General features: G+C 63.9%; 16 protein-coding genes. 1 reads left to right on the top strand and 15 read right to left on the bottom strand.

What is annotated here, in order from left to right:
- The first annotated feature begins 135 nt into the window (after positions 1 to 135).
- On the top strand, positions 136 to 3,336 hold the full coding sequence (locus tag GGD67_RS03345; protein ID WP_179730877.1) for an efflux RND transporter permease subunit: 3,201 nt from the start codon (positions 136 to 138) through the stop codon (positions 3,334 to 3,336).
- Here the strand turns inward: GGD67_RS03345 and GGD67_RS03350 are convergent.
- The 15 genes from GGD67_RS03350 to GGD67_RS03420 all read right to left on the bottom strand — a co-directional run bounded on the left by GGD67_RS03350 (position 3,333) and on the right by GGD67_RS03420 (position 14,389).
- Entirely contained in the window at positions 3,333 to 4,061 is a 729-nt protein-coding gene (locus tag GGD67_RS03350; protein ID WP_018319795.1) for a sulfite exporter TauE/SafE family protein, read from the bottom strand. The genes GGD67_RS03345 and GGD67_RS03350 overlap by 4 nt on opposite strands.
- Before the next feature lie 14 nt (positions 4,062 to 4,075).
- Positions 4,076 to 4,294 carry a hypothetical protein gene (locus GGD67_RS03355; protein ID WP_246790724.1) on the bottom strand — a complete coding sequence of 73 codons (219 nt, stop codon included), beginning with the start codon at positions 4,292 to 4,294 and terminating at the stop codon, positions 4,076 to 4,078.
- Entirely contained in the window at positions 4,248 to 4,484 is a 237-nt protein-coding gene (locus GGD67_RS03360; protein ID WP_246784225.1) for a hypothetical protein, read from the bottom strand. Before GGD67_RS03360 ends, GGD67_RS03355 begins: the two co-directional genes overlap by 47 nt.
- 253 nt (positions 4,485 to 4,737) lie before the next feature.
- Entirely contained in the window at positions 4,738 to 5,856 is a 1,119-nt protein-coding gene (locus GGD67_RS03365; RefSeq protein ID WP_179730883.1) for a helix-turn-helix transcriptional regulator, read from the bottom strand.
- A 104-nt stretch (positions 5,857 to 5,960) separates the two neighbouring features.
- Positions 5,961 to 7,067 carry a helix-turn-helix transcriptional regulator gene (locus GGD67_RS03370; protein ID WP_179730885.1) on the bottom strand — a complete coding sequence of 369 codons (1,107 nt, stop codon included), beginning with the start codon at positions 7,065 to 7,067 and terminating at the stop codon, positions 5,961 to 5,963.
- Between the two features lie 145 nt (positions 7,068 to 7,212).
- Positions 7,213 to 7,404 (bottom strand): hypothetical protein, encoded by a 192-nt coding sequence (locus GGD67_RS03375; RefSeq protein WP_179730888.1) that lies wholly within the window; start codon positions 7,402 to 7,404, stop codon positions 7,213 to 7,215.
- Complete coding sequence (locus GGD67_RS03380) at positions 7,401 to 7,649, bottom strand: DUF6894 family protein (protein WP_018319790.1); 249 nt, start codon at positions 7,647 to 7,649, stop codon at positions 7,401 to 7,403. The genes GGD67_RS03375 and GGD67_RS03380 overlap by 4 nt, the downstream gene beginning before the upstream one ends.
- A gap of 119 nt (positions 7,650 to 7,768) precedes the next feature.
- A complete protein-coding gene (locus GGD67_RS03385; RefSeq protein ID WP_179731418.1) occupies positions 7,769 to 8,734 on the bottom strand; it encodes an AraC family transcriptional regulator in 966 nt (321 codons plus the stop codon).
- 237 nt (positions 8,735 to 8,971) lie between these two features.
- A complete protein-coding gene (locus GGD67_RS03390) occupies positions 8,972 to 10,123 on the bottom strand; it encodes a LuxR C-terminal-related transcriptional regulator (RefSeq protein WP_179730891.1) in 1,152 nt (383 codons plus the stop codon).
- Between the two features lie 303 nt (positions 10,124 to 10,426).
- Entirely contained in the window at positions 10,427 to 10,927 is a 501-nt protein-coding gene (locus tag GGD67_RS03395; protein ID WP_018319787.1) for a hypothetical protein, read from the bottom strand.
- A 90-nt stretch (positions 10,928 to 11,017) separates the two neighbouring features.
- On the bottom strand, positions 11,018 to 11,464 hold the full coding sequence (locus GGD67_RS03400; RefSeq protein WP_018319786.1) for a MaoC family dehydratase: 447 nt from the start codon (positions 11,462 to 11,464) through the stop codon (positions 11,018 to 11,020).
- Between the two features lie 387 nt (positions 11,465 to 11,851).
- Positions 11,852 to 12,274 (bottom strand): hypothetical protein, encoded by a 423-nt coding sequence (locus GGD67_RS03405; RefSeq protein WP_018319784.1) that lies wholly within the window; start codon positions 12,272 to 12,274, stop codon positions 11,852 to 11,854.
- Between the two features lie 12 nt (positions 12,275 to 12,286).
- A complete protein-coding gene (locus GGD67_RS03410; protein WP_018319783.1) occupies positions 12,287 to 12,508 on the bottom strand; it encodes a hypothetical protein in 222 nt (73 codons plus the stop codon).
- A 141-nt stretch (positions 12,509 to 12,649) separates the two neighbouring features.
- The gene (locus tag GGD67_RS03415) at positions 12,650 to 13,468 is read right to left on the bottom strand and encodes a lytic transglycosylase domain-containing protein (RefSeq protein WP_018319782.1); all 819 of its coding nucleotides are present in this window, start codon (positions 13,466 to 13,468) and stop codon (positions 12,650 to 12,652) included.
- Between the two features lie 114 nt (positions 13,469 to 13,582).
- Positions 13,583 to 14,389 carry a shikimate dehydrogenase family protein gene (locus tag GGD67_RS03420; protein ID WP_018319781.1) on the bottom strand — a complete coding sequence of 269 codons (807 nt, stop codon included), beginning with the start codon at positions 14,387 to 14,389 and terminating at the stop codon, positions 13,583 to 13,585.
- Between the last annotated feature and the right edge of the window lie 2 nt (positions 14,390 to 14,391).

A 14,391-nucleotide genomic window follows, 5' to 3' on the forward strand; every position in this document is an offset into this window, starting at 1 on the left:
GCGAACCCGGAATCGAGCAGTTTGGAAACTCCGATCCATCTCACCTCCGAATTCCGGGTTCGCGCGCTGAGCGCGCGCCCCGGAATGACGGGGTGAGTTGGCGGAGACACGCAGGACATTGCCCAGGGCAAAGCCATGAATCTCTCAAAATTCTTCATCGATCGTCCGATTTTTGCCGGCGTGCTGTCGGTCCTGATTTTCCTTGCCGGCCTGATCTCGCTGTTCGCAATGCCGATCTCGGAATATCCGGACGTGGTGCCGCCATCGGTCCTGGTGCGCGCCACCTATCCCGGCGCCAATCCCAAGGTGATCGCAGAGACGGTAGCGACCCCGATCGAGGAGCAGATCAACGGCGTCGAGAACATGCTTTACATGTCGAGCCAGGCGACCACCGACGGCGCGATGACGCTGACGGTGACGTTCCGCCTCGGCACCGACCCCGACAAGGCGACGCAGCTGGTGCAGAACCGCGTGCAGCAGGCCGAGCCGCGCCTCCCGGCCGTGGTGCGCCAGCTCGGCATCGTCACCAAGAAGTCCTCGCCCGACCTCACCATGGTCGTGCATCTGTTGTCGCCGAACGGCCGCTACGACATGACGTATTTGCGCAACTACGCGGTGCTCAACGTCAAGGACCGGCTGGCGCGGATCGACGGCGTCGGCGACGTCCAGCTCTACGGCGCCGGCGACTATTCGATGCGGGTCTGGGTCGATCCGCAGAAGGCGGCCGAGCACGGCCTGACCGCGAGCGACATCGTCAAATCGATCCAGGCGCAGAACGTCGAGGCCGCCGCCGGAGTCGTCGGCTCCTCCCCGAACGTGCAGGGCATCGACCTGCAACTGTCCGTCAATGCGGAAGGCCGGCTGTCCAGCGAAGAGCAGTTCGGCGACATCGTGGTCAAGACCGGCACGCGCGGCGAGGTCGTGCGGCTGCGCGACGTCGCGCGGATCGAGCTCGGCGCCTCGCAATATGGCCTGCGCTCGCTGCTCGACAACAAGCAGGCGGTCGCGATTCCGATCTTCCAGGCGCCGGGCTCCAACGCGCTGCAGATTTCCGACAACGTCCGCGCCACCATGGCCGAAATCAAGAAGAACATGCCGGAAGGCGTGTCCTACCAGATCGTCTACGACCCCACCCAGTTCGTACGCTCCTCGATCGAGGCCGTCATCCACACGCTGCTCGAAGCGATCGCGCTGGTGGTGCTGGTGGTGATCCTGTTCCTCCAGACCTGGCGGGCCTCGATCATCCCGCTGCTGGCCGTGCCGGTGTCGATCGTCGGCACGTTCGCGGTGATGCACGTGTTCGGCTTCTCCATCAACGCGCTTAGCCTGTTCGGTCTCGTGCTCGCGATCGGCATCGTCGTCGACGACGCCATCGTCGTGGTCGAGAATGTCGAGCGCAACATCGAGGCCGGGTTGTCGCCGCGCGGCGCCACCTATCAGGCCATGCGCGAGGTGTCGGGTCCGATCATCGCCATCGCCATGGTGCTGATCGCGGTGTTCGTGCCGCTGGCCTTCATCTCCGGCCTCACCGGGCAGTTCTACAAGCAGTTCGCACTGACCATCGCGATCTCGACCGTGATCTCGGCGGTCAACTCGCTGACACTGTCGCCGGCGCTGTCGGCGCTGCTGCTCAAGGGCCACAACGAGCCGAAGGACCGGCTGACGCTCATCATGGAAAAGAGCCTTGGCTGGTTCTTCCGCGGCTTCAACAAGGCCTTCACGCGCTCCTCGGACAATTACAGCGGCACCGTCACCAAGGTGATCTCGGGCAAGGCCGCGGTGATGGGGCTCTACGTGGTCCTGGTCGGCCTCACCGCCCTCTTGTTCCAGCAGGTGCCGAGCGGCTTCGTGCCGGGCCAGGACAAGCAATATCTGGTCGGCTTCGCACGCCTGCCCGATGGCGCAACGCTCGACCGCACCGAAGAGGTGATCCGCAAGATGAGCGACGTCGCGCTGACCCAGCCTGGCGTCGAGAGTTCCGTGGCCTTCCCCGGCCTGTCGATCTCCGGATTCACCAACTCGTCCAATGCCGGCATCGTGTTCTCGACGCTGAAGCCATTCGACGAGCGCAAGGGCCCGGCCCTGAGCGGGAATGCCATCGCGGCCGACCTGAACAAGAAATACGCCGGCATCCAGGAGGCCTTCATCGCCATGTTCCCGCCGCCGCCGGTCAACGGCCTCGGCACCATCGGCGGCTTCAAGCTCCAGATCGAGGACCGCGCCGGCCTCGGCTATGAGGCGCTGAACGAAGCGACGAAAGCGTTCATGGCGGCGATGCAGAAGGCGCCGGAGATCGCCGGCGTGTTCTCGAGCTTCCAGGTCAACGTGCCCCAGCTCTTCGCCGACATCGACCGCACCAAGGCGCTGCAGCTTGGCGTGCCCGTGACTGAGGTGTTCAACACGCTGCAGATCTATCTCGGGTCCTACTACGTCAACGACTTCAACAAGTTCGGCCGCACCTATTCGGTCTATGTGCAGGCCGACGCGCCGTTCCGTGCACGCGCCGACGACATCAGGCAGTTGAAGGTGCGTTCGTCCTCGGGCGACATGGTGCCATTGTCGGCGCTGCTCAATATCCGCCAGAGCGCGGGACCGGAGCGCGCGATCCGCTACAACGGTTTTCTGTCGTCCGACATCAACGCCGCCGCCGCGCCCGGCTTCTCGTCGGGCCAGGCGCAGGAGGCGGCAACCCGGATCGCGGCGGAGACGTTGCCACCCGGCTTTGCCTTCGAGTGGACCGACCTGACCTATCAGGAGTTCATCGCGGGCAATTCCGGTCTCTGGGTGTTTCCGCTGGCGATCCTGCTGGTGTTTCTGGTGCTGGCCGCGCTCTACGAGAGCCTGACCCTGCCGCTTTCGATCATCATGATCGTGCCGATGGGCCTGCTCGCCGCCATGTTCGGCGTCTGGATCTCCAAGGGCGACAACAACGTCTTCACCCAGATCGGCCTGATCGTTCTCGTGGGACTCTCGGCCAAGAACGCGATCCTGATCGTCGAGTTCGCGCGTGAGCTCGAATTCGCCGGGCGCACGCCGATCCGCGCCGCGATCGAGGCGAGCCGCTTAAGGCTTCGCCCGATCCTGATGACGTCGATGGCCTTCATCATGGGCGTGCTGCCGCTGGTGCTGTCGACCGGCGCGGGCTCGGAGATGCGGCGAGCCATGGGCGTGGCCGTGTTCTCCGGCATGATCGGCGTCACCGTGTTCGGCCTGTTCCTGACGCCGGTGTTCTATGTGCTGCTGCGGACCGTGACCGGTAACAAGCCGCTGGTGCATCACGGCAGCGACATCAGCGCGGCGCCGGTCCAGGGACTTCACGAAGTCCAAGGACACTAGATCAGGGATATCCCCGACACGAGCAACAGAACGAGCACGGTCTTGCGAAAGACCGTCTCGTTGACCCGGTGGAAGGCGATCACGCCGAGCGCCGAGCCGGCGAACAACGCCGGCAGGCTGACGGCAAGGTCGACGAAGACCTTTGACGACAGGTCCTGATGCCCGACCAGCAGCGCGATGGCAAACAGCTGCATTGCCGCGATGAAGGGCTGCACCAGGCCGCGCTGCTCGCTCTTGGGCATGCCGCGCATGTCGCACCAGATCGTCGGGATCGCGCCCGGCATCGCGGTGAGCCCGCCGACGAGCCCTCCCCCAAATCCGATCAGCGCCACCCAGTGCCGGCCGACCGCCTCGCCTGCCGTCACCAGCGTCGGCCGCAGCAGCATATAGGCCGCATAGAGCGCGACGATGATGCCGAAGCCGCGCCTGAGCAGATGCGTATCCGCGCTCTGCAACAGCGACACCGCGATGGGCACACCGATCAATCCGCCGACGATCAGCAGCAGACTGCCCTCCCAGCGGATGCTGCGCCGGAGCGCCCACAGATTGGTCGCCTGCACGCCGATGCTGCACGCCATCATCAGCGGCACGGCTTCGAGCGGCTGAAACACCCGCAGCAGGATTGCGCCCGCGACGGCCGAAAACGCGAAACCCGAGAGTCCTGATACGAAGGCGCCAGCGAATACGGCAACGCTAAGCAGAATCAGAGTCGTGACGTCAGGCACGGACCGTCCTCCGGTCAATCATAGGGGATCTGCGGAACGACAGCATCCGGGCTCTCGGTGCATGCGGCCGCCTCGCGCGGAAACGACATTTGCATCGCGTGGGCGTGGGATCGTTCCAGAAGCGCCAGCCCGACCAGCTGAAGAGCGACGAGCGCCCCGGTCAGCGCGATCGCGACGATGTTGAAATTACGCGCGCTCGTAGGCGGGCTCGCCGGCGGCGCGCTCGCGCGCATCAAATCCGTGGGCATTTCCTGAAACATCCTCTTGCTTGCTGACCGGAATGATTTCGTTCAAAGGCAATGCTTCGCCGGGCTGGGACAGCAAGTGGTGATAGCGTTGCAATGCGCGTTGCGCGTCGATCTTGCGCTGCTCGCGAAACACGGCGCCGACGCGAGCGACGATGTCGCGGAACCTATCGGCCATCGCAAGTGACGTCCTTCGCATAACGACCTCCTCTCAACCTGTGCGCGAGAATGGTGAGATTCACTCCAGCCTGCTGTGAGTTGCTTCACAAAGAAGCCTGATACGTCGAACAAGAAATCGTGTGACGCGTCTGTAGAAGGAAACGCAAAAAAACGCGTCATTCGATCGAATGACGCGCGATAACTTTCTAATGATGTCTCTGTTTGAACCTATCCCCGTGCTGCCGCGAAGAGCGACGCGAGGCGCGTGCGCGTCAGTGCAGAAGCGGATTGGAAAATCCCGCCGCAAGCTTGACCAGATCGGCCTGACGGGACACACCGGTCTTGGCAAAGACACGATGCAGATGCGTCTTCACCGTGGTCTCGGCGATCCCGAGGGCGGCCGCCGTCTCCGGCACACCGCCGACCTCGACGATCGATTGCAGAACCCTCAGTTCCGCGGGCGTCAGTTCGAACGTGCGGTCGATCAGGCCGGCACATGAGCGGCTGTCGAGTTCCGCCTTCCAGACCAGCAAGGCTCCAACGGCCGAGGTGCGCTCGGCCGCGCCATCACGCAGCAGCGAGGGCAGCGCAATCACATGCGCGACGTAGTGCGAACCGTCGTGCGACGTCAGAGGGATCTTTCGACCTTCGGCCGCAGCCAGAGCCACCTCTCCCGGATCGCGGAAGATATTGCGGAGGGCCAGATTGGCCTCGGAGGATCTCGTCACCAGCCGGCCCGAGATGGAGCGCAGGACATCGTCTGCGGCCAGGATCGTCTCGGCCGCCGGATTGCTGTGGACGATCCGACAGGCCGCATCGAGCAGGATGACGCCGGCATTCAGGCGATCCACGACGTCGGCCAGTGCGGTCGCGCGTTGCTGCTTCCGCTCGATCGCGCGGTTGATCATCAGCGCCCGACTCGCATGCGGGACCAGGAACTGCATTCGCGCGCGCTGCTCGGCATCGAGCATCTCCCTGCCCGGGATGACGGTCAGCAACATCGGGCACGGCGACTTCGATTGCTCCAGCACCACGTTGGCGACGTCGACGCAGCCCTGGGGCTGCAGCCATTCCTGGTAGAATCGCCCGCGGCGGTACTCGTCGAAATTCACGAGGTCCGGGATGTTGCGCACCTCGCCATATCCGGGAAGCCGGGCGAGCGGATCGTACCGGGAGTAGGTTTCTGAATAGAGCTGGATGTAGTGCGGATCGACCCCGCAATAATAATGGGTCGCGCCGGACTTGCTGACCGTATCCTTCGAAATCAGGCCGCAGGCCTGGCTGCCGATGAAGGCATTGAGCATGACGACGACCTCGGTCCACAACTCAGGGTGGAGCCCGGCATCATAGATGCTCTCGATCAGCTCGGAATGTCTTGGAAGTCGGGGCATCGGAAGAGCCAATGGTCAAATTCGAAGATTTGCGGATTTCTTCGTGCCCGGCGGCTCCTGTGAGTCTGTCGCGGGAGAAAAAGGTTCAACGCCGACGGCGATCTTCAGTGGACGAGCGGATTGGCAAAACCCGCGGCGAGCTTGACGAGATCGGCCTGCCGGGACACGCCGGTCTTGGCAAAGACGCGATGCAGATGCGTTTTCGCAGTCGTCTCTGCGATAGCGAGCGCTGCCGCCGTCTCGGGGATGCCGCCGACCTCGACGATCGACAGGAACACACGGAGCTCCGCCGGCGTCAGCTCGAAAGTCCGCGCGATCAATTCGCCACAGGACTGTCCGCCGAGCGACACCTTGCGCACAAGCAGCGCACCGGCGGCATCGACCACGCGCTCGCTGCCATTGCGCAGCAGGGACGACAACGGCAGCATGTGAGCGACATAACGCTCGCCGGTGGCGGACGACAGCGGAATCGCATGACCGCTCGCCGCAAGCATTGCACCGTCGCGATGGTCCGCAAACGCCTTGCGCAGGGTCTGATTGGCTTCAGCGCTGCCGGTCACGAGTTGCCCGGCAACGGACCGGACCACATCATCGGCCGCGAGCAGGACCTGACCGGCCGAATTCGCATGCACCAGGCGGCAGAGGCCGTCGAGCAGGAAGATCCCGACCGTCAAACTGTCGAGGACATCAGCAAGTGCCGTCGCCAGCGTCAGTTGCGCGGTCATGGCGCGGTTGATCAGCAGCGCGCGGCTGGCGTGCGGCACCAGCAGCGAGAGGCGCTGCTTCATGCCGCGATCGACCATGCGGCGGCCCGACAGCACGGTCATCATCACCGGGCAATTCGCATTCGACATCTCGAGCACGACATTGGCCGCGTCGCTGCACCCCTGCGGCTGCATCCATTCCTGGTAGAAGCGCCCGCGCCGGTATTCTTCGAAATTGACGAGATCCGGAATGCTCACAATCTTGCCGTGTGGCGGCAGCACCGTCAGCGGGTCGAACTTCGAATGGGTCTCGGCATAGAGCTGGATGTAGTGCGGGTCCGCTCCGCAATAGTAATGCGTGACACCGGATTTGCTGATCGAATCCTTCGAGAACAGCCCGCAGGCCTGGCCGCCGACGAAATCCCGGATGCCGGCCACCGCGTTATTCCACAGCGAGGGATCGTAGATGGACTCGACGAGATCTGGCAGCTTTTGCGATCCGTGCATGGCTCAAAATGGCACTGAATGATCAATGCCGGCGAGCCTAACACAACCGTAGCATGCGACATCCTCCGATCGGAGGAGGCGCCGGCCGGGCAGATGGAGCCCGGCCGGCGGGCATCGCGTTCGAGCCGCCAGGGCTGATGCCGGCTCAGAACGCGACGCGAACGCCACCCTTGGCCGTGCCGGTGCGGCTCTGGTCGGACATCATCATGCCCTCGACCGCGCCGAACACGGACAAATTGGCCCCGGTGCGGTAGTCGAAGCCGAGGCCGGCCACCGCGCCGATGAATGCGCCTCGCGTCGAACTGGTGCAGAGTTGCTGCACCGAAGCGGCGCTCACGCCTGGTCCCAGCCCTGCTTCTCCGCGCATTCCGACCAGACCGGGGCGCGATAGATTTCGCGGCCGCTGTTGTCCCTGACGCGGATCCAGGCGTCGCGGTCACGCAGATCATCACGCCAGACGAAGAGATGGCTTGCCATCTCGTTGGCCACCACGAATGTCGCTTCCGCACATTCGAACACCATGCCGCCCGGGTCGATCTTCACGATGTTGCCGACCAGGAGGTCGAAAAAGAAACGGCGCATTCAATACTCCGGCTGCGGATGCCGCACGCAACGCTTGGGTCATGGCTTCGCAATCAAGGATCACGGACCCCTGTCTGCTGGCTGAAATCGGCAGTTGGCTGCAATTCAGTCGCGCGCGGTCACGGCATTTCGCCGCTCCTGATGTCGCTCGGCGTCGCGTTATAGGTTCGCCGGAAACAGCGGTTGAAATAAGAGAGATCGCCGAAGCCGACATCGTAGGCGATCGAGCTCACCGTTCGCTCGGCGTATCCGGGCTCCCGCAGCATGCGATGCGCGCGCTTGACGCGTTGCTCGATCAGGAATGAGGAGAACGTCTTGCCGTCGGCCTCGAACAGGCGCTGGAGATAGCGCGGCGTCACGCCGAGTTCCTGGGCGACCGAGGCCACCGACAGATCCTGCCGCCAGCAATTGTTGGCGATGGAGACTTTCGCCTTCTGGAGCCGCGCCGCCTTGACGCCGCGCCGTCCGGCCAGCTCCCGCGCTTCACCGGTGGCACCAAGGACGAGCGCCAGCAGATCGTGCAGATGCCCGACCCCGAGCTGCCGCAGCACGGGCGTCACGAACGCCTTCTCCCGCACCAGCGTTACCGCGTAGTCGACCAGCAGCCTCAGTCCGGCGGAGCTTTCCGGCATGACGCGCATCACGGCATCGTCGACGTCCACGATCATCGGCGCCAACACGCGCCTCGGCACGCGCAGCGAGAAGCAGCTTCCCAGCGACAGCCGCTCGAACGTCGTGACGTCCTCCGCGCTCGTCAACACCGCCTCCCCTGCATGAAGCCTCAGATCGTGCCCCCGCTCGGATATGCCGAGAACGCCGGACCTGTTCACGATCAGGGCGAGGCTGTCGTCGCCGTCGGCCACCAGTTGCTTGGTGCGAATGACCCGCGCTCCGCACAGGCCCCCGATCAACAACTGGGCTTCGGGCAAGACATGAGAGGTGAAGCTCGCCGCGGCCGGCTTTCCTTCCCTTGCCTCGACCTCCGCCTTCAGCACCCCGCGGCAGTAGAAATCGCGAAGCAACGGGATGCGCTCGTTTTCGGGAATTTCGTTCGTTGAAACATTGAGAACGGAAAAATCAACCATGCTGCTCACTGCAATCTCTCCAGCCGACGAGCAGACCGGCCACACGCTGTCGTTTTCTCAGACGCGCGTTCGGTGCCGTTGTGGCAAGCTTCGCGGCGCTCGCTGCTCTTCAATTATCAGAAGCGCGATATACGAAAGTCCTGAATGACTCGCGTCCTGCATTCGGATGACCCGCGAGCGCCGATCATCACAATGGATTGAGAACGCGGCACGTCACATCGAGGCATGTGAAATGAATCACGCGGCGCCGTCATCGCCGCTCGTTCGCCGCGCGAACGGCACGGCAAAGCCGGCGGCGATCTTCACCAGATCAGCCTGCCTGCCGGCGCCCGTCTTCTCGAACAGGCGACCGAGATGCGTCTTCACCGTCGTCTCGGCGATGCCTAGTTTTGCGGCGATGTCGGGGACACCGCCGATCTCGATGATCGCCATCAGCACGCGCAATTCGGACGGCGTCAGCCTGAAGGCTGCGGCGATCGCGTCGGCTGCGAGCAGCGGCAGCATGGAAGCTCTTTGAACGAAGAGCATCGTGGCTGCAACGTCCCTTGGCAGGCTGCGATCCCGCTTCAGCGGAAAAGCATGGAGCAGATAATGCTGCCCATCGGCCGACGTCGCAAGTTCGATCTGACGACGAGCGGCGGAATGTGTGCCTTCATCGAATTCGCACAGGCCGCGGAATAATTTGTCGGTTCGGGTGTTGCGGGCCACGATCCGGTCGCCGACGATCGCAAGCAGATTGGCATCGGCGAACAGCTGACGGCACGCCGCATTGGCATGGACGACCCGGCCGTCCGCGTCGAGCAGGCAGATCGCCGTATTCAATCCGTCGAGGACGTCGGCAAGGTCGTCCACCGTGTGCGAGCGTGCCCTGATCTGCCGGCCCATGATCTGCGACCGATGGATGTGCGGAGCGAGCAGCCGCATGCGCTCGCGCATCGCCTCGTCAACGGTTCCGCGGGAGCGATGGCGCAGCACCTGCAGGATCGTGGTGCGCGCGGCCGTCTTCTCGAGCGCGACAGTCGCAAGGTCTATCGCCCCTTGTGGCTCCACCCACTCGCGGTGGAAGCTCGTCTCGAGGAAGTCCGCATGGGGCATGATGTCGGTCACGCCGATCGTCTGTTCGGGCGCGAGGGTGAGATGACGGTCGAGCAGAGGATCGAGCTCCACATACCGGTCGCGATAAAGCTGACGGAAGCGGGCGTCGGTTCCAAAATGCTGGTGAATCTCGATCGAAAGCCGCGCTGAATCCCTGGACAGGATCATCGCGGCGCAACCACCGACGAACTGCGAAACCTGCTCCAACGCGCCGCTGCGCAAGGCGGGGTCAACCGCCGCGTCGTAGATCTCGCCGATCAGAGACGAGAACCGGTTTGCCTGGTGGGTCGTCATCGGACGGGCGACGCCATCTGCGTGCGGCCCGTCCGGGACGGAGAGCCCGCGATCCGGGAACTGACGGAGAAGACGGGCCGGTCAATTGCCGCCTTCGACGAGGAAAAAACGTTGCAGCCAGATGCTGGAATATCGAACATCGTCCTTGCGTAACGTCAACCGCAGGGTGCGGCTTGGACTGTTTCGCCAAAGACTAGGATAAATGCGAACAGCGCGTGGACTGTGTGCGTTGAGTCACGCGCCGGTTCGCTGCCACCACGTCATTGCCGACGTCCTGCCGCTTTCACGGCCGGCAGCGGCAACTTATTTCCGGTTCTCCTCGCAGAACTTCAACGCCGCCAGCGCTTCGCCGGCACGCGGTATCTGCATCTCGATACTGTCGTCGTCATCGTCCTCGAAATCGAGCGTCAGGCGCCTCGCCTTCGACAGGCGGTCCATCATCGACTGGTCGTACTCGAAGATGCCGCGCACGGTGGTCTTGTCCATGACCTCCCACTTCGCCTTCTTCATGATGTCCGCATCATCAGTGCCGACATCGGCCCGAAGGATCTCGCCGACATTCTCCCATTCCCAGCCATCGTAGATCATCACGATCACGATCGCCTTCTCGGAATAGGTGATCACGATGACGTAGTCGCGGTTCTCGTCATCCTTGTCCTTGTAGCCGCGGCTTGCATTGCAATGCGTGTCCTGCGTGCGCTTTTCGATGGTCCAGTCGCCGACCCTGGATTGTTGCGCATGCGCCGGCCCGGCGCTTAAGGCGCCCGTCGCGATCAGCAAAGCGGCAAGAAGGAATCGTTTCATGTCAGCCTCCAGCGCGTTCCCCGGGCCGAGATGACCACCTCCGCGGGAGGGCCGCAAGGGCTTACCCCGGCAGAACGGCGGCGCTTGTGCCTATCCTCGCCGCGGCACGATCGCGATGGGGGTGAAGGTGTAAACCTCCTCGCCGCTCTGGTTGAACATGGTCCATTTCACCAGCGCAATACCCTGCGGCTTCGACTTCGAGGGTGTCAGGCTCATGACCTCCCCGACCAGATGCAGGCGATCATTGGGCCGTACCGGCATCGTCCAGCGCAGGCCGTCGACGCCGGCGCCGATCAGCGGGTGCGGGCCGAATGGGCGGGTCTGGATCGCGAGGTTCATGGCAATCGCCGCGGTGTGCCATCCCGATGCAGCAAGGCCCTTGAACAGGGTCGCCTTGGCCGCCTCGTGGTCGAGATGCATCGGCTGGGGATCGAACTCGGCCGCGAAGCGCTTGATGTCGGCTTCGGTGACCACGACCTCGGGGGACCTAAACCGCATTCCGATCGCCAGATCATCGAACCATTCGACCTGCGCCATGATTTTGCCTCGCAATGTCTTGCGCCGCCTTCGAAGAGGCGGCCAAAGGGCTCCAGCAATAGCGGGACCGCAGCGCACAAAACCAGCCCCGAGGTTCCCGGCGAAACCCCTTTCCCGAGGCGACGAAACACCGCTGAAACAGATCGCCGCTTAAGTCGTTGTCAAAATAAATACAGGGACGGCTACCATGCAATTCCTTCTCGACCTGATCTACGACTATTCCTGCTGTCGCAACCTCGTTGCCCATTCACTACGGGAGGACGAGCTATGATCGAGCTGATCTCGGGCCTGCTCGCCCTTTGCAGCGCCGGTGTCTTCGCGGCGCACGCGCTGGACGCCTACCGCACCACGCACCACTAACCACCGACCGCTTCGCCATTTCAGCCGCTAGAAAGGCCGCCGGTAGAAGTGCTCCGAATGCGTTGCCGGCGGAAACCGGTTGGCGAGAGAGAGCGCGCCTGTCTCATCCGTCTCGAGCGCGATCTTCTGCGCCAGCATGACGTCGCCCGGCACCAGGAAGCCTGACGGGACGAAGCACCATCCCATCGTCGCGCGGCCTTCGCCGTCGATTTCGTGGACATTGGCGGCGGTGCCGTAGTGAATGCGGTAGGTCTTGCCGGTGTCGCATCCGATGACGTCGAAATACCGGTGCTCTTCGAATTGGGCGCGCTGTGCGGGCGAGAGCCAATCGAAGAGCAGCCGGCGACCACGGGCATCCGGCGTATTCTCGCCGAAGAAGCGCCGGTACAGTTCACGCAGCGCATGCAGACGCGCACGCGCCGGCGCGCGGAGCCAAACCGCCGTAATCATGAGCAGCTCAGATCAACCGCCGACCAAGCGGGGATAGAACAGCGTTTCCTGCGCGGTCGGGTCGAACGATCTGATACGAGTGACTTCGCCGGGTCCGTTGCGAAGGGCCGCGGTGAAGCCGGCTCCGGTCAGCTCCCGAAAGCGCCGTTCGGCTCGCGCCAGCGCTTCGGCATTGCCAGGATCAAACTCGTGGCGCGTATCGCCAGTCTGGTCCATCACGATCTGGGTTGCCATGTTGAGTCTCCTCATGCCCAGCCCTGAATCTGATCAAAGCAAACCTCGTGCCCTCGGTTCCTGATGGCAACAACTTTCTCATGCCGGCCCATCACGCCTTGCTGAGCAAGAGCGTTTTCGAGCGAAGTGGACGGGTTTTCGTCAGCGCGAGGCCGCCGCTCCGCCGCCCTCATCGATCTGCCGGCCCATCAGCGCAATCGCCTTCTGATAAACACCGGCCGCATTCCAGGCCTCGATGGCGGCGAAATTCGGCTCGCCCGGCTGGTAACCGGCTCCTGCTTTCCAGCCATGACCTTTGAGGAAATTCGCCGTCGAGTTCAGCGCGTTGGCGGCCACCTCTAGGTTGCCGGTGCCATAGGCCAGGATGTTCTTGGGCATGAACTGGGTCTGGCCGACTTCGCCATGCATGGAGCCGCGGGTCGCCCCCGACAGCGTGCCGCGGTCGACCAGCTTCAAGGCCGCGTAGAGCTGGTCGGTGAAGAATTCAGGACGCCGGCAGTCATAGGCCAGGGTTGCGATCGACGACAGCATGTTCTGGTTGCCGCGCTGGCTGCCGAAACCGGTCTCCATGCCCCAGATCGCGATCAGCGGGCCAGGCGGGACGCCATAGCGCTGCTGGATGGAGGCGAACAAGGCAGCCTGAGACTGCTTGAGCTGCCGCCCCTTGGCGACAATGGTGGTGGCGCCGCGCTTGGCGAGAAACTGGTCGAGCGTCAGCGAAAAGCTGCGCTGGCCGCGGTCGGCCGCGATGGTGGCACTGGCGTAGTTGGTCTGCATCAGCGCCGAGAGCGCGGTCTGGCCGATGCCCTTGCCCTGCGCCTCCGCGCTGAACTCGCGCTTCCAGGCCTCGAACCCGCCCGGCCCGTTGCCGCAGGTGGCGGCCTCGGCGCGGGGCGCCAGAGAGAGCACCAGCGCTGTGGCGCCGATCATGGCCGTCGCAACGGTCCTGCCCTTGGTCATTCCTCTTATCCTCTCCTCAAATACGCGACCGGCTCGCGCGAGCGCATGATCCTACGTCGGCTTTGATCGCTCAAGCCCCGCGGAGCGCAACGGGCGCCTTGACATCCGGGCGGATCACCGCCCTTCGCCACGGCCGAGCAGGAAATCCACCATGATCCCCTGGTGCTGCTCGTACATGTCCGTGCCGGTCCCGGTCACGCAGCCGGCCTTTCGGGCCGCCGCGATGAAGGGCGAGATTTCGGGCTTGGTGATGACACAGCCGCAATAGGCCAAGGGCGCAAGCCGCGCCACATCGACCGGCAGCGGATCGCCTTCTTTCATCCCTGCCGGTGTCGCATTGGCGACAAATTCAAAGCCGGTGGGATCCGTGCTGCCGGCCCGCACTAGCGCCTTGCCGAGCCCGTTGAGTTGCCCGATCAGCGCGTCGCGGCGCTCAGTTGCGCTATCGTGAATGGCGAGCTCGCTCACGCCGGCCTCCACCAGCGCGAGCGCGATGGCCGAGCCCGCGCCGCCAGCGCCGATGAGCAGCGCCCGCAGGCCCGCAGGGTTGACCCCTTTCGCCCGCGCCGCACCGACGAAGCCAAGGCCGTCGACCATGTCGCCATGCCATGCGCCGTCGGCGCGCCGGCGCATGAGGTTGACGCTGCGCAGGAAGTGAGCGCGCTCCGTCGCACTCGTGCAAGCCTGGTAGCAGGTGAATTTGTGCGGGATGGTCACGACGAGGCCGTCGAGATTCTTCAGGCGCGGTGCCAATGAGAGGAAATCCGGCAGATCCGCGACCGAGACCTGAACCGGAACGAGAATGCCGTCATGGCCGCGGGCCGCGAAGGCTGCGGTCACGCCTGCGGGCGAGCGCACCTGGGCGATGGGATCGCCGACGATGACATAGAGGCGCGTGGCGCCCGTGGGTGGCGGGATCATGC

The organism is Bradyrhizobium sp. IAR9 (genome assembly GCF_013408065.1).
Taxonomy (GTDB): Bacteria; Pseudomonadota; Alphaproteobacteria; order Rhizobiales; family Xanthobacteraceae; genus Bradyrhizobium.